The sequence below is a fragment of the Pseudomonas sp. 910_21 genome (assembly GCF_052850735.1).
The window spans coordinates 296700-321519 of the sequence record NZ_VXCY01000007.1 but is presented as its reverse complement, the minus strand read 5'-3'; the positions used below and the strand labels follow the sequence as shown (position 1 = coordinate 321519).

The window sequence follows — 24820 nt, the reverse complement described above, 5'->3', positions numbered from 1 at the left end:
CCTTAGTTAGTGCCTGGCCGCGGCGAATCAACGCGCCGCCGGCCGCCATCGATTGAAAAATCAGTGCACCAGCGACATCCCTGATGCCAATTGCATCACCCGTTCCTGGGTCGCCTCGCTGCGGTCGAGGGTGCCCATCAGCTCACCTTCGTGCATGACCATGACCCGGTCGCTCATGCCCAGCACCTCGGGCAGCTCCGAGGAAATCATGATCACCGCCATGCCTTCGCTGGCGAGGAAGGAGATCAAGCGGTAGATCTCGGCCTTGGCACCGACGTCGATGCCCCGGGTCGGCTCATCGAGAATCAGGATTCGCGGATTGGTCATCAGCCAGCGCGCCAACAGGGCCTTCTGCTGATTGCCCCCGGACAAGGTATCGATGCATTGCTCCAGGGACGGAGTCTTGACCCGCAGCTTCTTGCACATGTCCTCGCACAGGGCACGCAAAGCCTTCTGCTGGACAAAACCGCCGCCGGCGTAATGCGGCAGCACCGCCACTTCCATGTTTTCCAGGACCGACAGACACGGAAACAGCCCGCTGAGCTTGCGATCCTCGGTCAGCAGGGCAAAGCCCTTCTCGATCGCCTGATGCGGGTCGCTGATGCGCAGGGGCTGGCCGTCGAGGACCATCTCGCCACCGTCGCTGGGGGTGATGCCGAACAGGGCTTCGGCGACATTGGTCCGCCCCGAGCCCATCAGCCCGGCGATGCCGAGGATCTCCCCGGCATGCAGGTCGAACGACACTCTGTCGAAAACCCCGTCCAGGCGCAGGTCGCGGACCCTGAGCAGCAGGTCGCCGACCGGGTTCTCGCGCTGGGGAAACAGCTGGCTCAGCTCACGCCCCACCATCATCGAGATCAGGCTGTCGCCGTCCAGGCTGTCGGCCCGTTGCAGGCCGATGTAGGCACCGTCGCGGAACACCGCCACTTCATCGGCGATGGCGAACACTTCGTTCATTTTGTGGGTGATATAGATGATGCCCTTACCCTGGGCCTTGAGGTCGGCAATGATCGAGAACAGGTGCGCCACCTCCTTGTCGGTAATGGCCGAGGTCGGTTCGTCCATGATCAGTACGTCGGAGTCGTAGGACACCGCCTTGGCGATCTCCACCATCTGCCGCTCGGCGATGCTCAGGTTGCCCACCTGCTCCTCGGGATCGAGGTTGATGCGCAGGCGTTCCAGCAACTGCGCGGTGCAGCGGTGCATAGCGCGGTGATCGATCATGCGCAGGCCATTGAGTTGCTCACGGCCGATCCAGATGTTCTCGGCAATGCTCATGTGCGGCATCAGGTTGAGTTCCTGATGGATCATGGCGATGCCCGATTGCAGGGCCTGCAGGGGCGTTTCGAACACCACCGGCCGGCCCTTGAGGCGCAGCTCGCCGGCGTCCGGCTGGTAGATGCCGGCGATGATTTTCATCAGGGTCGACTTGCCGGCGCCGTTCTCGCCCATCAGCGCCAGCACCGTTCCCGGGCGTACCCGCAGTTGCACATCGGCCAAGGCGACCACACCGGGAAAGCCCTTGCTGACGTTGATGACTTCCAGCAGATAGGGCTCTTCAATCGATGGGGCGGCAGGCTGGATACCCGCCAGCGGGGTGCTCGAGGCAGTCGCGCGAGAGAACATGATCAGGTACTCCATTGGCAAGGCTGCCCGAGGCCACCTTGCCACTTATTATTGTTAGCGCCTGTTCACGATCTGCTGCGCTTAGCTCATGCGGCGTTAAACATGGCTTGCCTGAGCGGCGCTCGCTAGATCGAGAACAGGTTCTTCTGGAACTGCTCTGGAAGCTGAGCCGTTACTTGAACTGGTCGACGTTGTCCGGGGTGATCAGCCGATACGGAACCCACACCGCCGGCTCCACCGGCTCATGCTTGATCATCTTCACCGCGGTATCGATGGAACCGTCCGCCTGGCCCTTGGCATCCTGGAACACCGAGAGCGCCAACTCGCCCTTCTTCACCGCGCGCAAGCCATCCGGGGTGCCGTCGACACCGGCGATCAGCACACTGCCCTTCTCGACCCCGGCCTGCTTCAGCGCCATGGCGGCACCAATGGCCATTTCATCGTTGTTGGACACCACTGCGTCGAACTTGCGGCCCTGGGTCAGCCAGTCGTTGACCAGGGTCATGCCCTTGTCCCGCAGCCAGACCCCGGTCTGTTCCTGGTCGACCTTGATCCCCGGGTACTGGGCCAGCACCTCCTTGACCCCCTTGGTGCGGTTGGTGGTGGAGTTGTTCGCCAGGTCGCCCAGCAGGATCACGATGTCACCCTTGCCGCCCATCTTGTCGGCCAGGTACTGCATCTGCATTTTCCCGGCTTCCAGGTCATTGGAGGCCACGGTGACCACGCCCTTGGGCAGGTTCAGGTCATCCGGGCGGCGGTTGACGTACACCAGGGGAATACCGGCCTTCACCGCAGCCTCGGTAATTTTCTTGGTGGCGGCGGTGTCCACCGGATTGACCACGATCGCGTCGACTTTCTGGCTGATGAAGTTCTCGACCTGGCTCAATTGCTTGACCACATCGCTGCGGGCGTCTTCGAACTGCAGCTTGACGCCATCGGGCAGGGACTTGGCTTTCTGATCCATCGACTCGCGCAGATAGGTCAGCCAGGTGTCATCGAACTGCGACATGCTCACGCCGATCTTGATGTCGGCGAGCGCGGCGCCACTGGCCAGCAGCATCGACAGCGCAAGAGAGGCAAAACGGATCTTGGTGTTCATAACAGGTCTTTCTCCACATTCTTGTAGGTTTTATGGATAAAGCGCAGAAAAACTCAGAGCGGCAGATGCACGATCGGGGCACCGGGTACGCAGCACACCAGTGAACCGTTGCGCTCTTCGCACAGAAAGCCGAGGCAAGTCAGGAGGACGGCAGAACGGCTGGCCCGAGGCAGGACGGCGGCCGGCGCGTGAGGATGGCGAAACAATGAACGTACAGCCTGTACAACAGATTTGAAGGTTTTCATCGACGGTACCTGTTTGTTTTTGTTGGTCGGCCCGCACCGGTCTCAAGGCGTGCTTGAGGGGTTCGGAACCTAGCTAGTCGGCAACCTGGAAATGACTTTATTGGAAAATAATTTCTATATCAACTCATTTTAGAATTTTATTCTAAATCTGTTTTTCCCTCGGAAAACGTCGTCATCGATACCACCCGAGACTGCTGCGCACTCAAGCGCGCGGCGTCTAGCACCTGGGTGGTGGCCAGGGCGTCGGCGGCCGTGACAGGCAGTGCGCCCTGGCCTTCCAGGGCCTGTTGCAGCTGCTGATAGAACTGCTGCCAGGCACCTCGCTCCGAGGTTACGCGCTCGCGCTCATCCCCTTGTTCGAACCAGCCCCAGCGCCGATGCTCCTCCACGCCCCAGCGTTCGCCCTCGGTTTTCGGCGAGCGACCCGCCACCAACGCCTGCTCCTGGCCGTCGAGGCCGTCAACCGTGTAACAACCGGTGCTGCCACTGACCCGAAACCGCGGCCCCTGGCTGTTCTGCAGGCAACTGCCCCATAAATGTGCAACCACGCCGCTGACGTGGGTCAGGGAAACAAAAAAGCCGTGGTCGACCACGGCTTCTTCAGGGGTGTACTGCAGCTCGGCATAGACCCGGACCACCGGCCCGAATAACTGGAGGGCCTGGTCCACCAGATGGCTGCCCAGGTCCCGCAGGAACCCACCGCCACTGGCATTGCCCACGGCTTGCGGGGCATAACGCTCGACCCGCGACTCGTAGCGGGTGATCCGGCCCAGCGCGCCGCTGTCGAGGAGTTTGCGCAAGGTCAAAAAGTCCGAATCCCAACGCCGGTTCATATAGACGCTGAGCGGCACCTGGCGCGCGGCGGCGGCCTGGATCATCCCTTCGGCCTCGGCTGCATCGGCGGCGAAGGGTTTGTCGCTGACCACCGCGATGCCCCGTTCAATGGCCTCCAGCACCAAGGCCGGGCGCCCATCCAGGGGCGTGGAAATCACCAAGGCATCGACCCCGGCCTCCGCCAACTGGCCCATGCTGTCGAACGCCGCAACCCCCGGATGATCATCGGCCAGCAAGCGCCGGCGCTCTGCGGAGCGGGTCACCACCCCGACAAAACGCGCACCGGCCAGACTGGCAATCAGCGGCGCATGAAAATGACGACCGCCATGGCCGTAACCCACCAGACCTATACGCATACACCCTCCATCCATTCATTCCCCAGCATCGCCTCCCTCACGCCAGCCCTCGTAGGAGCTGGCTTGCCAGCGAAAGCGTCCTCAAGACATGCACAGCATCCACAGGCCCTTTCGCCGGCAAGCCGGCTCCTACAGGGTGGGGTTAGCCGTAGAAGCGCGGGCGCTCTGGCAGCTCGACCTTGACGATCTGCCCGCTGCCCTGCGCTTCGATGCAGGCATCGGCCGCCACGGCGGCGGCAAAGCCGTCCCGGGCTGACGGTCCGCCCACCTGGCCGGCGCGCACACCGTCGATAAAGGCCTGCAATTCCACGTCATAGGCGGCGATAAAGCGGTCCTTCCAATCCATCAGGATGGCGTTGGACAGCTTGGCTTCGCTGCGCAATTGCACCTGGGACGGCTCCGGCAGCTTGGCGATACCGCTCTCTCCCACCACTTCGCACTGGATGTCGTAGCCGTACTGGCAGTTGACGAACACCTCGACGTCAATGCGCGTGCCACGGGCGGTTTCCAGCAGCACGATCTGCGGGTCCCGCAAGTGAGCGTGGGCCTTGCTGGTCTTACGCGGGAACACCACTTGCACCGACACGTAGTCGTCAGCCAGCAACCAGCGCAGCAGGTCCAGTTCGTGGATCAGGGTGTCGGTGATGGCCATGTCGGTCTTGTAGTTCTCACCCACCCGCGGGTTGCGGTGGGCACAGTGCAGCATCAGCGGCTCGCCGATCTGCCCGCTGTCGATCACCGCCTTCAAGGCCTGGTAACCCGAATCGTAGGGGCGCATGAAACCCACCTGCACCAGGCGCTTGCCGTGGGCCACTTCGGCGTCGACGATGCGGCGGCAGCCGGCGGCGGTCACCGCCAGGGGTTTTTCACAGAACACCGGCTTGCCCGCAGCAATCGCCGCCAGCACGAACTCCTCGTGGCTCGGGCCCCAGGAGGTGACCAGCACCGCCTCGACGTCCGCCGCCTTGATCAGCGCGTGGCCGTCCGGGTAGACCTCGGCCGTGAGCTTGAGGTCGCTGACCACCTTGGCCGCCGACGCCAGGTTGATGTCGGTGACCGCCACCACCTGGCTGCCCAGCAGGGTCTGGCTGCAACGACGGATGTGATCCTGGCCGATGGCGCCGGTACCGATAACACCAAGTTTCAAAGACATGCAGATACTCCTGTTGTTGTGCGTTGCAGAGCAATCAGTACTGCCGGGCCTGGGCCAGGCGTTGATTAAGGATCTTGGCCGCCGCATCGGTGCGTTCGCTGGTGGACACCTGGGCCACGCCCACCCGCCACCAGGACAGGTAGCTGTGGATCATGGTCTTGGGCAGGACCTTGATGTCGATCAGGGTCGAGACCGTCTGGGTGCGGGCATCGGCCAGGGCCGCCAGCAGTTGTTCCTCAGTGCTGACCTTGTACGTCTTACAGCCGTAGGCCGCGGCGCTCATGGCGAAGTCCACCGGCACAAAGCCGCCGTCGAGCTTGCCGCTCGAAGGGTTGCGGTAGCGGAACTCGGTGCCGAAGCTGTCCATGCCGTGGCCCATCTGCAGGTTGTTGATGCAGCCGAAGGTCATGTTGTCCAGCAGCACCACGTTGATCTTGCGCCGCTCCTGGATCGAGGTGACCAGCTCCGAATGCAGCATCAGGTAGGAACCGTCGCCCACCAGGGCGTACACCTCGCGATCCGGCTCGGCGAGCTTGACCCCCAGGGCCGCGTTGACCTCGTAACCCATGCACGAATAGCCGTATTCCACGTGGTAGGTGTTGACCCCCTTGCTGCGCCAGCTGCGCTGCAGGTCGCCGGGCAGGCTGCCGGCGGCGGCGACGATAATGCCGTCCTCGGGCAAGGCCTGGTTGAGCACCCCGAGCACCCGGCTCTGGGTCAGGCAGGAGCCGGTCAGCTCGATGAATTCCCGCAGCACCGCCGGGTCCATGTGGTCGTTGATCTCCGGGACAAAACCCTGGTCCTGGTATTGCACTTGATAGACCCGGTCCACCTCGGCGTCCAACTGGGCCTTGGCGTCAGTGATCTGCCCGCCCCAAGCCGCCTGGTAGCCGCTGCGGCCGAGGGCTTCGTTCAGGGCCTGCAAGCCGACCTTGGCATCGGCCAGCAACTGCACGCCATCCAGCTTGAGGCCGTCGCAGGGGCTGATATTGAGGTTGAGGAACTCCACCTCGGGGTGCTGGAACAGCCATTTCGAGGACGTGGTGAAGTCGCTGTAGCGAGTGCCGATGCCAATGATCAGGTCGGCGTCCTTGGCCAGCAGGTTGGCCGCCAGGCAGCCGGTCTCGCCGATCCCGCCGACGTTCAACGGGTGCTCGGAGACCACCGCGCTCTTGCCCGCCTGGGTTTCGGCAAAGGGGATGCCGAAGCGTTCGGCAAAGGCCTGCAACGCCCGGTTGGCCCCGGAATACTTGACCCCGCCGCCACAGATAATCAGCGGTTTGCGCTTGCCCTTGAGCAGCGCCAGGGCATCGCCGAGCATGGCCTCGGTGGCCGGGCGGCGGTCGATGCGATGCACGCGCCTGGCGAGGAAGTAGTCCGGGTAATCGTAGGCTTCGCCCTGCACATCCTGGGGCAAGGCCAGGGTCACGGCGCCGGTTTCCGCCGGGTCGGTGAGCACGCGCATGGCGTGGATCGCCGCGCTCATCAGTTGCTCGGGGCGGTTGATGCGGTCCCAATATTTGCTCACCGCCTTGAAGGCATCGTTGGTGCTGATGCTCAGGTCATGGAACTGTTCGATCTGTTGCAGCACCGGGTCCGGCTGGCGGCTGGCGTAAACGTCCCCAGGCAGCAACAGCAAGGGAATCCGGTTGGCGGTGGCGGTGGCCGCCGCGGTCAGCATATTGGCCGCGCCGGGGCCCACCGAAGAGCTGCAGGCGTAGATCTTGCGCCGCAGGTGCTGCTTGGCGAAACCGATGGCGGCGTGGGCCATGCCCTGCTCGTTGCGGCCCTGGTGCACCACCAGGTCGCCACTGTCCTGTTCCAGGGCCTGGCCCAGGCCGAGCACGTTGCCGTGGCCGAAAATGGTGAAGACCCCGGCGATGAACTTGCTCTGGACCCCATCCACCTCGACGTATTGGTTATCGAGGAATTTCACCAGGGCCTGGGCCATGGTCAAGCGTGTCGTACTCATGGTTTGCACCTTAATTTTGATGTGTCGCCAACACTCCCGTAGGAGCTGGCTTGCCAGCGAAAGCACGCTCAATGTTTGCGCCCTCTGCAAGGGCCCCTTCGCCGGCAAGCCGGCTCCTGCACGCTGGCGGCGTCAAGTCAGGGATTGCTGCAGGTGGGCAATGCTCGCGCCAATCGCCTGCTGGATATCCGCCAGCCCGTGCACACTCTCGGCAAAGGGTTCGAACGACAGGTAGCCGCTGTAGCCACTGCTCAGCAACGTGTCGATCTGCGCTGCATTGCCGAGGATGTCCGCCTCGCCCACCAGCACCCGATGGCCGTCGCGAATGCTGTTGAGCGGCGCTTGGCGGTCCTCGACACCGGAGATGTGCACCAGCCCGGTCAGCTCGGGGAAGAACTCATGCTCGCTGGCCAAGTGGTGATGGAAGGTGTCGTGCACCAGACGGAACACGTCCAGGCCGCCGATGGCCCGGATCGCATCCACCGCCGTACGCTTGCGGCGCAGCGAGCATTCTTCGAAGCCCAGGGGCTCGATAAACCCCAGCAGGCCGTGATCCCGCAGGATCGGCGCCAGCTCGCTCAAAGCGCTGCGCAAACCGCTGATGCGCTGGGCCTCAGTGCGCGGGTCGGCCCGCTCATTGAGCGGGCACATCACCAGCCCCTCGGCCCCACAGGCACGGGCATAGGCGGCGAGTTTCAAGGTCTGCTGGCGACGCTCGTCGTTCCACACGTCGAAGGGGTACAGGGCGTTGATCGACAACACCTTGATACCCTGGGCCGCGCACAATTCACGGACCCGTTCCGGCGGCGTGCCGTCCTCGATTTCCACGCCCGCAAGGTCGTTGCGGATCTCAATGGCATCGGCCTTCAGCGTCACCGCCAGGTCAATAAACTCCGGCAGTGACAAACGCGGTGCAACCATACGATTCAGGGCGAAACGCAGGGGCTGGCTCATGCTGGCTGTTCTCCAAAATCCATCGCGTCGAGAAAGTTACTTGGCCGTCGGCATGCTGAATTCCGGGCCCTTGGCGATGCTGTCGGGCCAGCGCTGCATCACGCTCTTGTAGCGGCTGTAGAAGCGCACGCCTTCCTCGCCGTAGGCATGGTGGTCGCCGAACAGCGAACGCTTCCAGCCGCCGAAGGAGTGCCAGGCCATGGGCACCGGGATCGGTACGTTGATGCCGACCATGCCCACCTTGATGGTGCGGGCAAAGGCCCGGGCCACGCCGCCGTCGCGGGTGAAGCAGGACACGCCATTGCCGAATTCATGGGCGTTGATCAGCTCCACTGCGCTGGCAAAGTCGGGCACCCGCACAATGCCCAGCACCGGCCCGAAGATTTCCTGCTGGTAGATGCTCATCTGGGTGGTGACGTGATCGAACAGGGTGGCGCCGACAAAAAAACCCTGCTCCGCCCCCGGCACCTTGAAGCCGCGACCGTCCACCAGCAGCTGCGCACCCTGGGCCACGCCCTGGTCGATAAAACCTTCAACCCGGGCCTTGTGCTCGGCGGTCACCAGCGGCCCCATGTCGCTGTCGCCCTGCAAGCCGTTGCCAACCTTGAGTTGATCGATGCGCGGCAGCAGCTTGGCGATCAATTCGTCGGCCACGTCACCCACCGCCACGGCGATGGAGATCGCCATGCAGCGCTCGCCGGCCGAGCCGTAGGCCGCACCGATCAGTGCGTCGGCGGCCTGGTCCAGGTCGGCGTCGGGCATCACGATCATATGGTTCTTGGCCCCACCCAGGGCCTGCACACGCTTGCCTCGGGCGCTGGCCTGCTGGTGGATGTACTCGGCAATCGGCGTCGAACCGACAAAGGAAATCGCCTCGATGTCCGGGTGCTGGAGCAAGCCGTCCACGGCGCTCTTGTCGCCCTGGACCACGTTGAACACCCCTTCGGGCAACCCGGCTTCCGTCAGCAGGCGCGCCATCAGCAGGCTGGCGGACGGGTCGCGCTCGGACGGCTTGAGGATGAAGCAGTTGCCGGTAATCAGGGCAATGGGGATCATCCACAGCGGCACCATCACCGGGAAGTTGAACGGTGTGACCCCGGCACACACGCCCAGGGGCTGGCGCAGGTTCCAGTTATCGATGCCGCCACCGATGTTGTCGCTGAAATCGGTTTTCAAAAGGTTCGGCGCGCCACAGGCGTACTCGACGATCTCGATGCCACGGGTCACCTCGCCCATGGCGTCGGACAGCACCTTGCCGTGCTCACGGGTGATGATCTGCGCCAGTTCCTTGTGGTGCTGGTCCAGCAGTTCCTTGAACTTGAACATCACCCGCGCGCGGCGCAGGGAGGACTGTTCGGACCAGGCCGGGAAGGCCTTCAGCGCCGAGGCCACGGCCTCGTCCACGGTCTTCTGGCTGGCCAGGGCGACGCGGGCCTGGACCACACCCGTGGCCGGGTTGAACACCTGACTGAAACGCTCACCGGCATCCTGCACCTGGCCGCCGATGTAATGACCTATTACCGGGGTATCGCTCATTGTTCTTGTTCTCCGTAAAGGGTTGCCGTCTGAGTTCGGGGTTTCAGAGATCCAGCAGCCAGCTGTGCTGCGGGTCGTTATGGAACTGCCAGACCCGCTTCGGCCCGGCCATGACGTTCAGGTAATAAGACTCGTAGCCGTAAGGCACGCTGACCGGGTGATAGCCCTTGGGCACCACCACCAGGTCGCTGTTTTCCACGGCCATGGCCTGGTCGAGGCTGCGGTCGTCGGTGTAGACCCGCTGGAAGACAAAGCCCTGGGGCGGGTTGACCTGGTGGTAATAGGTCTCTTCCAGAAAGCTCTGGTGCGGCAAGTCATCGGTGTCGTGCTTGTGCGGCGGGTAGCTGGAGGAATGCCCGGACGGCGTGCGCACCTCCACCACCAGCAGGGAATGGGCCGGCTCGCTGTCGGGCAGGATGTCGCAGACATAGCGGGTATTGGCGCCCTTGCCGCGCACGCTGCGCTTGCACTGCTCCGGGCGGATCAGCCGTGGGCCGAGGCCAGCGGCGGCATCACCCGGGGCGGCACACACGGCGATCTGCACGTCGCTCAAGGCGGTGACCTGGGCCTGGCTGCCCGGCGGCAGGTAGGCGGCAAAGGGCGATTTGTCTTCGAACACCGATTGCCGGTCGCCCAGGTTGTCCCACTGGAAGGCGCCCTGGGGGGCTTCGCCCTGTACGTCGATGCGGCCGCTGAGCAGCACCAGGCACAACTCCTTGTCGCCGGCGCTGACCGGCAGGCTTTCCCCCAGGCTCAGGCGGTAGGCACTGAACCCCACATACTCCAGGGCGCCCTCTTGCAGCTGGACCATGGTCCGGCCCTTGGCGGCGCTTTTAACCAGCAGGCTCATTGGGCAGTCCTCCTGCGTTGCAGGCCGGCGTCCAGCAGGGCCCGCAGGGTGTCGTAACCTTTTTTTGCGTAGACGTAGCTCGGCGCCACGGCCGGGTCCTGCTCGGCTTCCACCACCAGCCAGCCGTGGTAGTCGGCGGCCAGCAGCACATCGAGCAAGGCGGCAAAGTCGATGTCGCCATCGCCGGGCACGGTGAAGGTGCCGTTGACGATGCAATCCGGGAAGCTCCACAGGTTGTTGCGCGCCAGTTGCACCACCGGCTTGCGCACATCCTTGAAGTGCACGTGGCAGACGCGCTGGATATGCTTGCGCAGCACCTCCAGGGGTTCGCCGCCGCCCATGTAGCAATGGCCCGAATCGAACAACAGGCCGACTTCCTCGCCGGTCAGGCTCATCAGCTTGTCGATGTCCGCCGGGGACTCGACGTAGGCGCCCATATGGTGGTGATACGCCAGGCGCACGCCCTGGGACAGGGTGAAGCGCGCCAACTCCGTGAGTTTGTCGGCGTAATCCTGCCAGGCCTGTTCACTGTGGAAGCGCGGGCGCTCGATCAAGCGCACCGGTGAGCCCTGGATCGAGTCGGCCACTTCGCCGTAAACCAGCACCGAGGCGCCGTTGCGTTTCAGCAGTTCGACGTGGCTGGCAATGGCGTCGATTTCCTCCGCCACCGAGCGCCGGGCCAGGCGGCTGGAGTACCAGCCCGAGACCAGTGCCAGGTCATAAGGGCGCAACACATCGCCCACGCCTTTGGCGTCCTTGGGGAACTTGCCGTTGAGTTCAAAGCCTTCGTAGCCGATGTCCTTACCTTCGCTCAGGGCGGTGCTCAGGGGCGTTTCACCGCCCAGGGCCGGCAGGTCGTCGTTGCTCCAGGAGATCGGGTTGATGCCAATTCGGATGGCGGGCATGGCTGCACCTTTTGTTGTTATTCATGAAAGCGTGGAGAACGGCCTTGTACTTGTAGGAGCTGGCTTGCCAGCGAGGGCGCCGGCGAGCCTGGCACCAGGCTCAAGACCCTCTTCGCCGGCCAGCCGGCTCCTACAGGGGGCGAGCGCTGCGCCAGGCGTTGATCAGTTGTTCGAAGGTGCCCTGGACTTGCCGGATCAGGGTTTCGTCGTCGATCTCCCCCGCCAGCCACCCACGGCTCGGCTCCTGGAAAATCGTCCGGCCCACGGCAAAACCACGGCAGGTCTGGCTATGGCTCGCTTGCCGGAAGCCCTCGGCCAGGCACTCGGCCGACGCATTCAGGCCCAACAGCACCACGCCACGGCAATACGGGTCGCGCTCCTGGATCAGCTCGTCGAGCTTTTTCCACTCCTCGGCCGACTGTGCCTCGATCTTCCACCACGCCGGATAAATGCCCAGGTTGTACAGGCGCTTGAGGCTGCGGTAGAGCACCTCGGGATGCGCGCCGGGCAGGTCCTTGGGCGGGATGATTTCCAGCAGCAGTTCATGGCCGCTGACCTGGGATGCCTGGTACAGGCCCATGATCTGCGCCTCCTGTTCCAGGCGCAGCAAGGGTTCGTCGTCCGGGTGATATTGCACCAGGCACTTGATGATCTGTTCCTGGGGCCAGGCAATCAGGTTGCTGCCCACCGAGCGCCCATGTTCGAAGGCCAGTGGCCGCGAGCCCTGGACCTCCACTGGCCGCGCCACCCACCAGCCGCGACCGGTGGCGGCATTCAGTGCGTCCTGGCCAAAGCGCTGGTCGGCCAGCAGACCGACATCGGCCTCCACGCCCTGCTCGCCCAGCTGGTGCTCGACCCGCTCCACCGCCTGGATAAACAGCTGCTTGAGGGCGCTGATACGCGCCGGGTCCTGCCCCCCCTGTTGCGCCAGTTCCACCAGTTGCCCGCGATGGTCGAAGGCAAAGACGAACAGTTGCTTCCAGGCTTTGCGCGGCACGCTGACCCGGTGCAGGCGTTGCAGGATCGGATCCTGGTCGGGACGGGTAATGGGCACCGGGCTGCTGAACAGATAATCCAGTTCGGCACGGGTCGGCATCGCCGGAGCACAGGCATGGCGCGACACCACCAGACCGCCGCAGGCGTTGGCCAACTGGCAGCAGCGCTCATCGCTGGCGTCTTCCAGCCAGCCACTGAGGAAGCCGGACATAAAGGCATCGCCGGCGCCCAGCACGTTGAGCACCTCCACCCGCACACCGGGGTAGATCGCCCCGTCTTCCAGGCGCTGCGGAATCTCGCCGTGGATCACCGTGCACCCTTGCGGGCCGAGCTTGACCACCAGGGTTGCGCGGCTCAGGGAACGCACGGTACGCAGAGCCGTCAGCAGGTCTTCGCTGCCGCCGGCAATCAGGAATTCTTCTTCGGTGCCGACGATCAGGTCGAAGCGCGCCAGGATGCTCTGCACATGCTGGCTGACCTGGTGATCGGCGACAAACCGGGTCTCACCGTCAGCCTTGCCCGCCAGGCCCCAGAGCACCGGCCGGTAGTCGATGTCCAGGACCCGCTTGACCCCGTGTTTTTGCGCATAGTCAAGGGCCTGGAGACTGGCCTGATAGACGCCATCGGTGGAGAAATGGGTGCCGGTGATCAACAAGGCCTTGCTGGAGGCAATAAAGGCTTCGTTGATGTCTTCGGCGCGCAGCGCCATGTCCGCGCAGTTCTCGCGGTAGAACACCAGGGGGAAGGTTTCGCGGTCCTTGAGGCCCAGCAGGACCATGGCGGTGAGGCGCTGCGGGTCGACCTTGATGGCGCTGACGTCACAGCCTTCACGCACCAGGGACTCCACCAGGAAGCGCCCCATGTGATCGTCGCCAACCCGGCTCAACATCGCCGACTTGAGGCCCAGGCGCGCGGTGCCGAAGGCAATGTTCGCCGACGAGCCGCCGAGGTACTTGGCAAAGCTGCTGACGTCCTCCAGCCGCGCACCAACCTGCTGTGCATAGAGATCGACGCCCAGGCGTCCGAGGCAAATCAGATCCAATTGACGCCCACTGGCAAAACGAGTCTGGCCCATGCTGGCTCCTGTTATTTTTATCAGCCTGTGCTCGCCGCCGCTGGAGGGCGCCGAGCACTCTTGGTGGATGCAGACTAAAACGTCTCTCGGCGCCAATCAATATTTTTTCTATAAGTTTTTTACGTGGAATATTTTTTCCATTAAACTTTTTCAAGCCTGAGCCAGAGGTCGTGCATCGTTTCAGCAAGGCGCCGCCCGGCATCAGCCCGAAGATTTTATGGGCCCCTAGCCTGTAGACTGCCGACTGCCCACCTATTGTCAGGGGACGGAGCCACAGGCCGTTCCCATAAGCACAAGCCAGAAGGATTTTCTATGTCCCGCACCGATCAGCCGGCCTTGTCCGAGAGCACGCCCGAGAGCGACCTCGTCAGCCCCCCGATCAATGCCGAACGCCTGCTGCAACTGATCACCGAGGAATACGAGAGCCTGCCACGCCAGCTCAAGCGCATTGCCAGCTACATGAGCCAGCAGAGCGACCGGATCATGGTCGACCGCATCAGCGACATCGCCCGGGAATGCGAAGTGCATCCCTCGGCCATCGTGCGCTTCTCCCAGCGTTTCGGCTTCAGCGGCTTCAGTGAAATGCAGGCGCTGTTTCGCGAGGCCTACACCCACAAGGCCACGCCGGTACAGAACTACCAGCAGCGCATCCGCAGCATGATTGCCAACAAGTCGCAGAAAGCCAGCGGTGGCGACCTGGCTCGCGAATGCGTGAACGCCACCCTCTCGGGCATCGAACGCCTGGGCCTGGAACTGGACGACGTGGCTTTCGACAAGGCCGTGGACCTGGTAGTCAATGCCGACAACATCTACGTGGTCGGGGTGCGCCGTTCCTTCGCCGTGGCCGACTACCTGGTGTACAACCTGCAGCACACCAACAAGCGCATTCATCTGGTGTCGGGCCTGGGCGGCAGCTACCGCGAGCAGATGCGCAGCATCCGCCCCAACGACTTGGTGATCGCCATCAGCTTCACCCCCTATGGCAAAGAGACCCAGCACTGCCTGCGCATTGCCCAGCACAACCAGGCCAAGACCCTGATCATCACCGACAGCACCCTGTCGCCCCTGGCCAAGCGCGCCAACAGCGTGCTGTTGGTCAATGAAGGCAGCTCCTTCGCCTTCCGCTCACTGAGCGCCACCCTGTGCCTGTGCCAGGCGCTGTTTATCGCCGTGGCGTACCGCCTGGAATTGAAAGTGGACGAGATTCATGAGCAAGGCGGCTTCGACGACTAGCCCGCTCGAGCGGTGCTACTCGTAGATCTTGCCGCAGTACAGGAACACCGCGAAACGCTGCCAGGGCGAGGCCTCCACCAGCCCCTGGGTGGCACCGACGCCGGTGGCCTCGGCCCAGGCGTGGGCGCCGTCGAGAAAGTCTTCGATGGAATGGTTGTGCCAACTGTCGGCCGCGCCGGCCTCGGTGCTGCGCTGCGCCTCGCGGCGGTCGGCAATCAGCGCCTGGACGAAGTCGAGGAAGCTCTGCTCGTCATGCACCTGCTGCAAGCGTTGTTCAAGGTCCATGGGGTTCTCCGGATTCAGGACGGGGCCTGGAGCGCCAGGCCCTTGCGCAGCAGTTCCTTGCGCAGGATCGGCCGGGCCAGGCAATGCACGCGGTCCAGGGCGCTGCACTCTAGCAGCCGCTCCAGCTTGTGGGCACTGCCCGGGCTGCCGGTCAGCAGGTAGCTTTTGCCCTCACTGAGGCTGATCAGGTTCAGCAGCCAGTCATCGCCCCACTGCCCCAGCACCTGCTCGATCAGGCTGCGCTGGCGCGCCAGCAGGCCCTGGCCCTGCCACAGGGTCAGTTGGGCAAAGCGCCGCGGCAGGTTGCTGGAAGGTTCGAGCAGCTTCAGGTCCTTGAGCAGGGCCTCGGGCAGTTGCGCTTCGATCTGCTGCTGGCACTGCTTGAAATACTCTTCAGGCCACTCGGGGCCCAGGTCGGCAAGCGCGGCCAGAGCCGCGTAGGCCTGGCGGTCCGCCGCAGTACAACCCTGGTCGCTGAAGTTCAGGGTATTGTCGAGAATCCCCGCCGCCAGCAGTTGCGCGCTGTCGCGGCTGATCTTCGGCAGCAGCCCGGAATCGCGCCAGCGCTCATAGACCTGGGTGCAGGCGGCGCCGATCGGGCGGATATCCGCGTATTTGCCCAGGCGCTCGTCCCAGAAGGCCTCGAACCCGGGGTGATGGTCGATGACCTCCACCACCCGGGCGAGGTCCACCAGCGGGTCCAGGTGCAGGTGATTGGAAATGTCCACCAGCACGAACTGATCGGCGCCCTCCGGGACGTGGCTGTCCAGGCCCTTGAGGCGCTGGCGGAAGTCGGCCGGGATGCTCTCGTTGAGCGGGGCGCTGCTCAGGGCCCGAGCCGGGCGGCCGCTGAGGTTGAGCCACTCGGCGTAGGCGATGCAACCGGCGTAGGCGTCGATATCCAGATAGGCCGCACCGGCGGTGACAATGATCATGACGTCCGTGTAATCCACAAAGGCCGAAGGCCGGGGCGCCGAGGGTGCCTGAGCGAGATGACAGCCAGATGACAGTCGGTGTTCATGTTTCTGGCTCTTGCCCCGCTTCGGCCACCAGCAGGGCCGCCAGCCGCGCGCCGCTGAAACGGATCTGCGCCAGGCTCAGGGCCGCGTAGCCGACGATCACCGCCGCCGGCCGGCGCACCTGCTGGCAGTGCTCGATCACCCCCTGCAGCAGCAGACCTTGCTGCGCGGCTCGCTGACGGAACCCCGCCTCATCGCTGCCCGGCGGCAATTCCAGCAGCAGGTGCAGCCCGGCTTGCTGGCCGCTGACCCGGTAGCAGCCCGCCGCCTCCCGGGCGAGGATCGCCAGCAGCAGGTCGCGGCGCTCCTGATAGGCCTGGCGCGCCGCCCGCAGGTTGCGCAGAAAGGCGCCACTGGCGATGTAGTCGGCCAGGGCCAGCTGTTCGATCACCCCCACCGAACGCCCGGTGTTCTGCAAGGTGGCCAGCAGCCGGGCACGCAGCGCCTCGGGCACCAGCATGAAACCCACGCGCAAACCGGCGAACAGGGTCTTGTTGAAACTGCCGCAGTAGATCACCCGGTCATCAGGGTCCAGGGACTTGAGGGCTGCCAGGGGCGCGCTCTGGTAGTTGAATTCGCTGTCGTAATCGTCTTCCACCACCCAGGTGTCGCTGTGCCGGGCCCACTCCAGCAGCGCCAGGCGCCGGGACACCGGCATGGTCATGCCCAGGGGCGCCTGATGGGCCGGGGTCACGTAGACCATGCGTGCATCGCCGTGGCCTTGCAGTTGCGTCACGTCGATACCCTCTTCCTGCACCGGGATCGGCACCAACCGGGCCCCGGCCAGGGCAAACAGGCTCTGGGCCGAGAGGTAGCCGGGGTCTTCGATACAGACTTTGTCCCCTGTATTGAGCAGGCTGCGGGCCAGCAGGTCGAGGCCGTGGCGGATGCCAGTGGTGATCATCACTTGCCCGGCATGGCAGGCGATGCCCCGGTGCTGCCCCAGGTACTCGGCGATCTGCTGGCGCAGCGCCGGCAGGCCGGCGGGGTCGGCATCGCATAGCGATTGCGCCGAGGCACTGCCCAGCGCCCGGGTCAGCGAGCGGGTCCAGCGTTGCAGGGGAAACAGCGCCGGATCGGCCAGCCGGGCAACGAAGGGCTGGCCGGCACGCACGCCGAGCGGCGGATACGAGGGCTGGTTGTCACTGGCGGCGCAGGGTGCCACCCGTGCCGGGGCGCTCAGATACAGGTCCGGCACCACCGCGCAGACCCGGGTCCCGGAACCGCTGGCCCGGCTCACATAGCCTTCGCTGCGCAAGCGGTCGAAGACCACTTCCAGGGTGCCCCGGGACATGCCCCAGCGCTGGGCCAGGGTGCGGGTCGAGGGCAAGCGGCAGCCGGCCGGCAGGCGTTTTTCCAGGATTGCCTGGCGCAACGCGCCGTAGGCGCTGTCCTGCTTGCCCAGGGCTTCATCCATGCGCTGTGGCAGGGGCAGGTCGAGGGGCACGGGGTGTTTTCCACGGCTCATAGTGGTCCAGTCAAAAGCACTCTAAACGGTGCTCGGCATTAAACCATAAACACCTTAATTTCAGCGCCGTGCCCCCTTGCCCCGAGCCTGCCATGCCACCCGTTAGCCCCTCCACGACCCGCTCCATTGCTGTTGAACCCACCCTCGCCCCCTGGCTCTGGACCTTGTTGCTGCTGGTGGTGGTCTGCCTGCCAAGGATCAGCATCGACCTGTACCTGCCGGCGCTGCCGGCCATGGCCGACGAGCTGATGGCCAGCGACGCCCAGCTGCAACTGACCCTGAGCCTGTACATGCTCGGCTATGCCCTGTCGATGCTGCTGGGCGGGCCGTTGTGCGACCGTTATGGACGGCGCCCGGTGCTGCTGGCGGGCACGGCGCTGTTCCTGCTGGCCAGCCTGGCCTGCATGCTCGCCGCCAGCGTCGAGGTGCTGATGGTCGCCCGTCTGCTGCAAGCGTTGGGCGGTTGCTGCGGCACCCTGATCGGCCGGGTCATGGTCCGCGACCGCTGCGCGCCCGAGGAGCAGCCGCGACTGCTCGGGCTGTTGTCCATGGGCATTGCCCTGTCGCCCATGCTGGCGCCGCCGCTGGGCAGCCTGATCGACCAGCTGCTGGGCTGGCGCGGCTTGTTTCTGTGCCTGAGCCTGGTGGCCGCAGCGGCCTGGCTGCTGATGTACAAGCGCCTTGCCGAAACCCGCCCGCCGCAGCTCTCCCCCGTGGCCGCCAAACGCTTGCCGCGCCTGTACCTGCGCCTGCTGGGCGAGGCCTACTTCATGCGTTACTCCCTGGTCATCGGCTGCCTGTACTGCACCTATTTCCCTTTTATCCTGCAATCGCCGGCACTGTTGCAGCGCCAACTGGGGCTGTCCTCCAGCACTTACGCCCTGGTGTTCGCCGCCACCGTGGCCGGCTACCTGCTCGGCTCCCGACTGTTCCAGCGCCTGGGGGTACGCCACCGCGCCGACCGCCTGATTGCCGGGGCCTGCCTGCTGAACCTGACTGGCGCCGGCCTGCTGCTGATCTCCCGCAGCCTGTGGCCCGACAGCCTGTGGGCAATCGTCTTGCCGATGCTGCCGCTGATGCTCTCGGTGGGCCTGGCGATTCCCGCCTGCCAGTTGGCGATCCTGCAACCCTATGCGGCGGTGGCGGGCATCGCCTCGGGGCTGTTCTTCTTTATCCAGATGGCCATGACCGCCGGCTGCGGGCTGCTTGCCAGCTTGTTGGCAGACAGCCCGGCCGGATCGCTGCAAGCCCTGACCGGCCTGTTCAGCGTCGCCCTGGGCCTGGTCTGGTGGTACCTGCGGCCTCGGAAGCGCTAGGCGCTGGAGCCGGCTGAGGCAGAATGGCGCCTGCACCGGTGACTGGTGCGCAAGTAGCAAAGTGGCCCTGTTCAACACGAAACCAATGCCGCTACATTAGCCGCGCCTTTCCCATCCGTTGTGCCGTTCAAGACAAGGAAATACGTGATGAAACTCATAGGAATGCTCGATTCGCCCTTCGTACGCCGCGTCGCCATCAGCCTCAAATGCCTGGACCTGCCCTTCGAACACCACTCGGTCTCGGTGTTCAGCACCTTCGAGCAGTTCAAGGCCATCAACCCGGTGGTCAAGGCGCCGACCCTGGTCTGCGACGGGGGTGAAGTGCTGATGGATTCGAGCCTGATCCTCGACTACCTGGAAACCCTGGCCGGCCCGCACAGGAGCCTGATGCCCTCGGCCCTGCCGGAACGTTTGCATGAGTTGCGGCTGATTGGCCTGGCCCTGGCGGCCTGTGAGAAGTCGGTGCAAATCGTCTACGAAAGAAACCTGCGCCCGGCCGAGAAACAGCATGGACCCTGGCTGGAACGGGTGGGCGGCCAGTTGCAGGCCGCTTATACCGAGCTGGAACAGGAACTGCAGAAACGCCCCTTGCCCCGGGACGGCTCCCTGAGCCAGGCCGGAATCAGCCTGGCGGTGGCCTGGAGTTTCAGCCAGATGATGGTGGCGGACCAGTTCGGTCCCGAGCAATTCCCGGCGGTACGCAGCTATACCGAATACGCCGAACACCTGCCGGTGTTCCTCGCCACCCCCGCCACCTGACCTCCACACCGCCCTCACCGTAGGAGCCGGCTTGCCGGCGAATAGGCCCGTGAGCCGTACAGCGTTCTTGAGACCGCATTCGCTGGCAAGCCAGCTCCTACGACAGCCCCCACAGATCTGCGTAGGAGCCGGCTTGCCGGCGAAGAGGCCCGTGAGCCGTGCAGCGCTCTTGAGACCGTATTCGCTGGCAAGCCAGCTCCTACGACAGTCCGGCAGTTCCCCGTGGGGATCTGTCAGGCCGGTTCGGGCAGTTTTTTCGCCGTGGCCGTGGCCGTGGCAAAGCGCCGGGCCAGGAACGGAGTGATGTCCAGCGGCAGGGCTTCGTCGTTCACCAGTTTGTCCAGCAGGACACCGGTGATCGCCGAGGTCAGGATGCCGGTACGGAAGTGTCCGCAAGCGTTGAGGTAACCCTCGACCCCGTCCATCGGCCCAAGAATCGGCAGCTCATCCGGCGAGCCCGGGCGCAGGCCCGCCCAGCAGCGCTTGAGGTTGACCTGGGCCAGCTCAGGGATGCAGCGCACCGCGCCCTGTACCAGGCCATTGATTTCCGGGTAGGTGGTGCTGACGTCGAAACCCTTGTCCTCGGTGGTACTGCCAATCAGGATCTCGCCGTTGTCCTTCTGCGCCATGTAGCAGTCGCTGGTGGTCAGGCAGCCATTGAGCAGCTTGGGCATGCGTTCGGTGAGGAGGATCTGGCCCTTCACCGGCTTCACCGGAATCTCCACCCCAGTGGCCTGCAGGCTCAGCTCGGCGGCCCAGGCACCGGCGGCATTGATCAGGGTCGAGCAATGGAACAGCCCGGCTTCGGCGGTCTGCACCCCACTGACCCGACTGCCCTGGTGCAAAACTCCGGTGACGTTGGTGTTGAAGTACACATCCACGCCGTTCTGCCGGGCGCCTTCGGTGTAGGCATCGGTCAGGCGGAAGGGGTTGACCTGGTGATCGCAGAGGAATTCCAGGGCGCCCTGGGCTTCGTGGCTGACCTTCGGCTCGGCGGCGCGCAGGGCCGCCTGGTCGAGCCAGCGCACCTGATCGGACAGGTGCGGGATGCAACCGACAATGTGCTCGGCGTACAGGCGGTCCTCGTCGTCATAGATGACGAACTTGAGCCCGGTCTGTTCGAACTTGAAGTCCATGCCGTGCAAGCCGATCAGTTCACGGTGCAGACGCGGGTACAGTTCGTTGGACTGCAGGGCGAAGTCAAAGAACGACTGCGGCAGGATATGCGGAGTGCTGGAGTCCACCACCACCGCCGAACCCTGGGCCTCGCGCTTGCGGTTGGCCGACATCATGCGAAAGAAGATCACCCCGCAACCCAGGCCCACCGACTCGCCAATGGCCCACAGGCCACCGGCCGAGGCCCGGCTGGCATTGCCTGGACGCTTGGCATCGATCAGCGCCACTTTGAGGTCTTTGCGCTTGGACAGCTGATAGGCGCAGGACGCCCCGATCACGCCGCCACCGGCGATCACCACGTCGTAATACTTACTCATGTCCGGGGACCTCCTGGTCAGGTGCGGCAAAGGCGGAAAACGGAATCGGGTCCAACGGGAAGCGCGGGCGAATCCAGCCCACATCCTTGCGTCCGGTGGCCTGGCGCAGGCGGTCGCTGCAATAGCCGACGCACATCCGTCCCTGGCAGTCGCCCATGCTCACCCGGGTGCGCATCTTCAGACTGGCCATGTCCTGCACGCCCTGGGACAGGGCGCGCTCGATATCGTTGCGGGTGGTGTGTTCACAACGGCAGATCACGGTGTCGCCCTTGGGCAGGTCTATCTGCCCGGTGCCACGTGCGGTATAGCGGTCCACCGCGCCGCGAAAGCGCAGGATCGAGGCCAGCTTGCGCTGGTAGCCCTGGCGCCGTTGCAAGGCCGCCTCGTTGGTCAGTACATCGCGCTGCATGAGGATCGACAGCGCCGCGATGCGGCCGGTAAGCATCGCTGCTTCACCGCCCCGAATCCCGCCCATGTCGCCGGCCAGGTGGATGTGCGGCTCGCTGCTCTGCTGCCAGGCGTTGGCGCTAGCCCGCAGATAGCCGTCGTCGCTGAAGCCGTGATCCAGGCCCATTTGCTGGCTCAGTTGGGTCCGGGGAATGAAGCCATAACCCACCGCCAGGGTCTGGGCAGCAATGCGCTGGGCCTGAGCCATGTCCGGCTGCCAGTCGGCGGAATAAGGGGCGACCGTGACCACGCTCAAGGCATCCTGGCCCTGGGCTTCCACCACGCCCCAGCCATAGCGCAGGGGGATGCCGTGGAGCTTGAGGTAGGCCAGCATGCTCAGACCGTCGAGAAACAGCTGGGGCTTGTTCAGCAGGGCCAGGCTCTGCTTGGCGATCTTGCTCAGGGCACTGGCCTCGTAGACCCCGGCCACCCGCACGCCCGAGGCGTGCAACTGGCACGCCACCAATGGCAACAAGGGCCCGGTGCCCGCGATCACCACCGGACCTTGCGGCTTGACCACGCCGCTCTTGATCTGCAGTTGCAGGCCACCGAGCAACTTGACCCCCGGCAGCGTCCAGCCGGGAAACGGCACGCTGCGCTCATGGCAGCCGGCCGCCAGCAACAATTGCCCATAGGTCACCTGCTGCACCTGCTCGTCGGCATCCAGCAGCATCAGGCTGTCGAAGCCCTCGGCGCCGATCACCCGACTGTTGAGGCGCACCTCGATCATCTGTTCGTGATCGCCGAAATCCCCGTGCAGCTTGGCCAGCATGTCGCAGTAGCGCGGTCCCAGGTAATCCAGTTGCACGCCATCGCGCAGCGGGCCGCGAAAGACCACGCCGCCCAGGCGCGAGGCTTCTTCGATCAGGGTGCTGCGCACGCCGTGCTCGGCCAGCTCGATGGCCGCCGCCATGCCCGCCGGCCCACCGCCGACAATTACCGGGTTCAGGCTCATACCGTGGGCTCCGTCTCGCTGATGCGGTTGCTCAGGGTCTGCACCTGCATCCCCGGCTTGACCAGGGTCTGGCAGGCGCGGCGCTTGTGGCGGCCGTCGATCTGCACCAGGCAGCAATGGCACACGCCCATGCCGCAGTAGGCACCCACCAGTTGCCCGTGGTCGTTGCGCGCCACCTGGCGCAGGCCGGTGGCCTGGATCACGCTGAGAACTGTTTCACCCAGGGCGGCAGTGACCGGCTGGCCGTTGAGACTGATGGTCATGTCCGCATGCTGCAGTGGCTGAATATCAAAATTGCGGTCTATCTGACGCATTGCGGTTCATCCGTGAGAAGTGAGTGGGGTACCGGCATCCTGCCGCCCGCAATCCTGGGGCGAGGACGTGGTAACACCGCGGTTCCGAAGACTCTGTCAGAACCGAGCGCGGGCCAATCTAGTACTTTTGTCCGACAGGAATATTGATCTGGGCCAAGCAAAAGGCCGGTGCGCCCCCAAGCACCGCCCCCCCTCTCTCAGACTTGCGACACAGGCCACAAAAAAGCCGCTACCGGCAGAAGCCGGCAGCGGCGCATGGACAACGGGCAGCCCGCGTCGAAGACGATGCTTAGTGCACGAAAATGGCGATCAGGATAATCACCGGGATCGGCACACCGAGGAACCACAACAGTAATGAGCGCATGGGAGTTCTCCTGGGTCAGTGAACGGGAGTCGGGGCCACGGTGCGCGGCTGGACGTCGGTTTCAAACCAGACCACGGCATCCCGGCGACGGCCGCCGAAGGTCGCCGCCAGACTGGCGAAGAAGGCCCCGCAGAGCAGTGCGATGAACATCCACAACGACGACCAGGCAGCCACCTTGGCGGCACTGTCGGCGGCCTCTCGGGCGGCTTGTTTGGCTTCATGCACCGCTTGCTGGGTCTTGGCGTACACCTCGTCCACCCGACGCTCGGCTTCGGCCTGGCTGAGGTTGGTGCGCTGGGCCACCAGTTGCGCCAGGTAGCTGCGGTCCTCAGGCGAGAGCTGACCGTCGTTGCTCAAGGTGCGCACGAAGATCCGCGACACCGTGCCCCGCGCCGCATCGTCGCTGACCGCCACCGGGCGATCATCGCGGAACAGGCTGTCGACGAAATAGCCGTAATCGTCCTGGGAGCCCTGGGCCGCCGCATGACCGGCCACTTGGGTCGCGGCGCTGGCGGCCCCGGAAGCAACCTGGGCACCGGCCTGCACGCCGCCGCTGATGACGCTCGTCACCGAGCCCACCACCAGAGTCGCGGTCACCAGGGTGGCCACGGCCCAGGCCAGGAAGCCGTGGGCCGTGTCACGGAAATACACTTCATCGCCGTGCAGATTGGCCCACTTCACCCGCAGGCGCCCGGCGAGGTAGCCGCCCAACCCGGCGGCCAGAATCTGCGTCAGGGCCAACCAGACAATGCTGGAGATACCCAGCCCCTTGGCACTGATGCCACTGCCGGCCCAGGGCGAAACCGCGGAAAAGCCCAGGCCGAAGCCCAGCAGTAAAAGGATCAGGGACAAGGCTGCAGCCGCCGCGGCGCCGGCGAAGATCGCCGCCCAGGACACCCCCGAGTAATGACTCGAGGCGTCCGCAGTGGCGAGCAGGTGTTCAGAGGGTCTGTTCATTGTTGTTCTGCTCCAGGCATGAAAGAGGGTGTTACACGTCTCGAAGGGATAAGTGCAGTCACCGTGCCAGTTGCACGAACTTTATAAACCGATGTATTTCAATGGCTTGCGATTAATTGCCACACCTGGATCGTGCATTTTACCGGCCAGGGGGTTTTGTGGCGGGCGTTCTGCACGGCGGCGCCCTCAGGCGCGCTTGCTCAGGTAAAGCTCCCGGCCCCGGGTATAGCACCAGTGCCCCAGCAGGCCCAGGACCCACAGCGCCAGCAGCAGGTTGCCCGCCAGCGTCAATTGCGCGATGCCCTGCCCCCACAAGGTAAAGAGCGGCAATGCCAGCCAGGCGGACCGGCGAAAATCCAGCAGCCGCATGATGCCCGGCACTATCGCCGCCATCAGGGCAATGACCAAGACGTCCAGGGCGCGATACCCCAGCATCCACCGCGCATAGCGGGGATCGGCGGCATAGGCCTGCAGATAGCCCGGCAGGCGCAGCGCCAGATCCACGGCGAGACTCAACAGCAGGCTAGCCACCACCAGCCACAACAGCCCCTTGAAACGTGATGCGTATTTCATTGCATGACACCTTGATACAGAGAAGCTCAATCGGGG

Annotated in this window: 22 protein-coding genes; 4 read left to right on the top strand and 18 right to left on the bottom strand. The window is 64.5% G+C overall.

Annotation, left to right across the window (positions count from 1 at the left end; genetic code table 11):
• Positions 1-60 precede the first annotated feature (60 nt).
• From FW796_RS22945 to FW796_RS22900, 10 genes are all read right to left on the bottom strand, one after another.
• Complete coding sequence (locus tag FW796_RS22945) at positions 61-1626, bottom strand: sugar ABC transporter ATP-binding protein (protein ID WP_346632638.1); 1566 nt, start codon at positions 1624-1626, stop codon at positions 61-63.
• A 172-nt stretch (positions 1627-1798) separates the two neighbouring features.
• Positions 1799-2725 (bottom strand): sugar ABC transporter substrate-binding protein, encoded by a 927-nt coding sequence (locus tag FW796_RS22940; RefSeq protein WP_346632637.1) that lies wholly within the window; start codon positions 2723-2725, stop codon positions 1799-1801.
• 382 nt (positions 2726-3107) lie between these two features.
• Complete coding sequence (locus FW796_RS22935; protein ID WP_446440097.1) at positions 3108-4160, bottom strand: Gfo/Idh/MocA family protein; 1053 nt, start codon at positions 4158-4160, stop codon at positions 3108-3110.
• A 142-nt stretch (positions 4161-4302) separates the two neighbouring features.
• Complete coding sequence (locus tag FW796_RS22930; protein ID WP_446440096.1) at positions 4303-5313, bottom strand: Gfo/Idh/MocA family protein; 1011 nt, start codon at positions 5311-5313, stop codon at positions 4303-4305.
• A 34-nt stretch (positions 5314-5347) separates the two neighbouring features.
• Positions 5348-7285 carry a 3D-(3,5/4)-trihydroxycyclohexane-1,2-dione acylhydrolase (decyclizing) gene (iolD, locus tag FW796_RS22925; RefSeq protein WP_446440095.1) on the bottom strand — a complete coding sequence of 646 codons (1938 nt, stop codon included), beginning with the start codon at positions 7283-7285 and terminating at the stop codon, positions 5348-5350.
• Between the two features lie 132 nt (positions 7286-7417).
• Complete coding sequence (locus tag FW796_RS22920) at positions 7418-8239, bottom strand: TIM barrel protein (protein WP_346632633.1); 822 nt, start codon at positions 8237-8239, stop codon at positions 7418-7420.
• A 36-nt stretch (positions 8240-8275) separates the two neighbouring features.
• Positions 8276-9775, bottom strand: coding sequence for a CoA-acylating methylmalonate-semialdehyde dehydrogenase (locus tag FW796_RS22915; protein WP_346632632.1), 1500 nt, complete (start codon positions 9773-9775; stop codon positions 8276-8278).
• Positions 9776-9818: 43 nt separating this feature from the next.
• Positions 9819-10625: a 5-deoxy-glucuronate isomerase gene (iolB, locus tag FW796_RS22910; protein ID WP_346632631.1), complete on the bottom strand. Its 807-nt coding sequence runs from the start codon at positions 10623-10625 to the stop codon at positions 9819-9821.
• Positions 10622-11530, bottom strand: a complete 909-nt coding sequence (gene iolE / locus FW796_RS22905; protein WP_346632630.1) for a myo-inosose-2 dehydratase — start codon at positions 11528-11530, stop codon at positions 10622-10624. The genes iolB and iolE overlap by 4 nt, the downstream gene beginning before the upstream one ends.
• Positions 11531-11660: 130 nt before the next feature.
• Complete coding sequence (locus FW796_RS22900; RefSeq protein ID WP_446440094.1) at positions 11661-13601, bottom strand: bifunctional 5-dehydro-2-deoxygluconokinase/5-dehydro-2-deoxyphosphogluconate aldolase; 1941 nt, start codon at positions 13599-13601, stop codon at positions 11661-11663.
• On the opposite strand from FW796_RS22900, the gene FW796_RS22895 reads away from it, so the two are divergent.
• Positions 13600-13761, top strand: a complete 162-nt coding sequence (locus FW796_RS22895) for a hypothetical protein (protein ID WP_346632628.1) — start codon at positions 13600-13602, stop codon at positions 13759-13761. The two genes, FW796_RS22900 and FW796_RS22895, sit on opposite strands and share 2 nt — an antisense overlap.
• Positions 13762-13913: 152 nt before the next feature.
• Positions 13914-14834 carry a MurR/RpiR family transcriptional regulator gene (locus tag FW796_RS22890; protein ID WP_346632627.1) on the top strand — a complete coding sequence of 307 codons (921 nt, stop codon included), beginning with the start codon at positions 13914-13916 and terminating at the stop codon, positions 14832-14834.
• 15 nt (positions 14835-14849) lie between these two features.
• On the opposite strand, the gene FW796_RS22885 is transcribed toward FW796_RS22890, so the two are convergent.
• The 3 genes from FW796_RS22885 to pdxR all read right to left on the bottom strand — a co-directional run bounded on the left by FW796_RS22885 (position 14850) and on the right by pdxR (position 17606).
• Complete coding sequence (locus FW796_RS22885) at positions 14850-15119, bottom strand: DUF7660 family protein (RefSeq protein ID WP_346632626.1); 270 nt, start codon at positions 15117-15119, stop codon at positions 14850-14852.
• Positions 15120-15133: 14 nt separating this feature from the next.
• On the bottom strand, positions 15134-16054 hold the full coding sequence (locus FW796_RS22880; protein ID WP_346632625.1) for a DHH family phosphoesterase: 921 nt from the start codon (positions 16052-16054) through the stop codon (positions 15134-15136).
• Between the two features lie 82 nt (positions 16055-16136).
• Complete coding sequence (gene pdxR / locus FW796_RS22875) at positions 16137-17606, bottom strand: MocR-like pyridoxine biosynthesis transcription factor PdxR (RefSeq protein WP_446440093.1); 1470 nt, start codon at positions 17604-17606, stop codon at positions 16137-16139.
• Positions 17607-17698: 92 nt separating this feature from the next.
• Here pdxR and FW796_RS22870 point away from each other — a divergent pair, with 92 nt between their 5' ends.
• A complete protein-coding gene (locus FW796_RS22870; RefSeq protein WP_446440092.1) occupies positions 17699-18922 on the top strand; it encodes a multidrug effflux MFS transporter in 1224 nt (407 codons plus the stop codon).
• 147 nt (positions 18923-19069) lie between these two features.
• Entirely contained in the window at positions 19070-19681 is a 612-nt protein-coding gene (locus tag FW796_RS22865; RefSeq protein WP_346632622.1) for a glutathione S-transferase, read from the top strand.
• 233 nt (positions 19682-19914) lie between these two features.
• Here the strand turns inward: FW796_RS22865 and hcnC are convergent, their stop codons facing one another.
• From hcnC to FW796_RS22840, 5 genes are all read right to left on the bottom strand, one after another.
• Positions 19915-21174, bottom strand: a complete 1260-nt coding sequence (hcnC, locus tag FW796_RS22860) for a cyanide-forming glycine dehydrogenase subunit HcnC (protein WP_346632621.1) — start codon at positions 21172-21174, stop codon at positions 19915-19917.
• Positions 21167-22576 carry a cyanide-forming glycine dehydrogenase subunit HcnB gene (gene hcnB, locus FW796_RS22855; protein ID WP_346632620.1) on the bottom strand — a complete coding sequence of 470 codons (1410 nt, stop codon included), beginning with the start codon at positions 22574-22576 and terminating at the stop codon, positions 21167-21169. Before hcnB ends, hcnC begins: the two co-directional genes overlap by 8 nt.
• A complete protein-coding gene (hcnA, locus tag FW796_RS22850; RefSeq protein ID WP_102864437.1) occupies positions 22573-22890 on the bottom strand; it encodes a cyanide-forming glycine dehydrogenase subunit HcnA in 318 nt (105 codons plus the stop codon). The genes hcnB and hcnA overlap by 4 nt, the downstream gene beginning before the upstream one ends.
• 379 nt (positions 22891-23269) lie before the next feature.
• Entirely contained in the window at positions 23270-24211 is a 942-nt protein-coding gene (locus FW796_RS22845; protein ID WP_346632619.1) for a hypothetical protein, read from the bottom strand.
• 186 nt (positions 24212-24397) lie between these two features.
• Positions 24398-24784, bottom strand: a complete 387-nt coding sequence (locus FW796_RS22840) for a hypothetical protein (protein ID WP_346632618.1) — start codon at positions 24782-24784, stop codon at positions 24398-24400.
• Between the last annotated feature and the right edge of the window lie 36 nt (positions 24785-24820).

Excerpts from the sequence above, each read along its gene's own strand:
- FW796_RS22895 (WP_346632628.1), top strand. The coding sequence starts at position 13,600 with ATGCTGGCTCCTGTTATTTTTATCAGCCTGTGCTCGCCGCCGCTGGAG.
- FW796_RS22870 (WP_446440092.1), top strand. The coding sequence starts at position 17,699 with ATGCCACCCGTTAGCCCCTCCACGACCCGCTCCATTGCTGTTGAACCC.
- FW796_RS22880 (WP_346632625.1), bottom strand. The coding sequence starts at position 16,054 with ATGATCATTGTCACCGCCGGTGCGGCCTATCTGGATATCGACGCCTAC.
- FW796_RS22885 (WP_346632626.1), bottom strand. The coding sequence starts at position 15,119 with ATGGACCTTGAACAACGCTTGCAGCAGGTGCATGACGAGCAGAGCTTC.
- FW796_RS22935 (WP_446440097.1), bottom strand. The coding sequence starts at position 4,160 with ATGCGTATAGGTCTGGTGGGTTACGGCCATGGCGGTCGTCATTTTCAT.
- FW796_RS22940 (WP_346632637.1), bottom strand. The coding sequence starts at position 2,725 with ATGAACACCAAGATCCGTTTTGCCTCTCTTGCGCTGTCGATGCTGCTG.
- FW796_RS22915 (WP_346632632.1), bottom strand. The coding sequence starts at position 9,775 with ATGAGCGATACCCCGGTAATAGGTCATTACATCGGCGGCCAGGTGCAG.
- hcnC (WP_346632621.1), bottom strand. The coding sequence starts at position 21,174 with ATGAGTAAGTATTACGACGTGGTGATCGCCGGTGGCGGCGTGATCGGG.
- pdxR (WP_446440093.1), bottom strand. The coding sequence starts at position 17,606 with ATGAGCCGTGGAAAACACCCCGTGCCCCTCGACCTGCCCCTGCCACAG.
- FW796_RS22900 (WP_446440094.1), bottom strand. The coding sequence starts at position 13,601 with ATGGGCCAGACTCGTTTTGCCAGTGGGCGTCAATTGGATCTGATTTGC.
- FW796_RS22890 (WP_346632627.1), top strand. The coding sequence starts at position 13,914 with ATGTCCCGCACCGATCAGCCGGCCTTGTCCGAGAGCACGCCCGAGAGC.
- FW796_RS22930 (WP_446440096.1), bottom strand. The coding sequence starts at position 5,313 with ATGTCTTTGAAACTTGGTGTTATCGGTACCGGCGCCATCGGCCAGGAT.
- FW796_RS22920 (WP_346632633.1), bottom strand. The coding sequence starts at position 8,239 with ATGAGCCAGCCCCTGCGTTTCGCCCTGAATCGTATGGTTGCACCGCGT.
- FW796_RS22840 (WP_346632618.1), bottom strand. The coding sequence starts at position 24,784 with ATGAAATACGCATCACGTTTCAAGGGGCTGTTGTGGCTGGTGGTGGCT.
- hcnA (WP_102864437.1), bottom strand. The coding sequence starts at position 22,890 with ATGCGTCAGATAGACCGCAATTTTGATATTCAGCCACTGCAGCATGCG.
- iolD (WP_446440095.1), bottom strand. The coding sequence starts at position 7,285 with ATGAGTACGACACGCTTGACCATGGCCCAGGCCCTGGTGAAATTCCTC.
- hcnB (WP_346632620.1), bottom strand. The coding sequence starts at position 22,576 with ATGAGCCTGAACCCGGTAATTGTCGGCGGTGGGCCGGCGGGCATGGCG.
- iolE (WP_346632630.1), bottom strand. The coding sequence starts at position 11,530 with ATGCCCGCCATCCGAATTGGCATCAACCCGATCTCCTGGAGCAACGAC.
- FW796_RS22945 (WP_346632638.1), bottom strand. The coding sequence starts at position 1,626 with ATGTTCTCTCGCGCGACTGCCTCGAGCACCCCGCTGGCGGGTATCCAG.
- iolB (WP_346632631.1), bottom strand. The coding sequence starts at position 10,625 with ATGAGCCTGCTGGTTAAAAGCGCCGCCAAGGGCCGGACCATGGTCCAG.
- FW796_RS22845 (WP_346632619.1), bottom strand. The coding sequence starts at position 24,211 with ATGAACAGACCCTCTGAACACCTGCTCGCCACTGCGGACGCCTCGAGT.
- FW796_RS22865 (WP_346632622.1), top strand. The coding sequence starts at position 19,070 with ATGAAACTCATAGGAATGCTCGATTCGCCCTTCGTACGCCGCGTCGCC.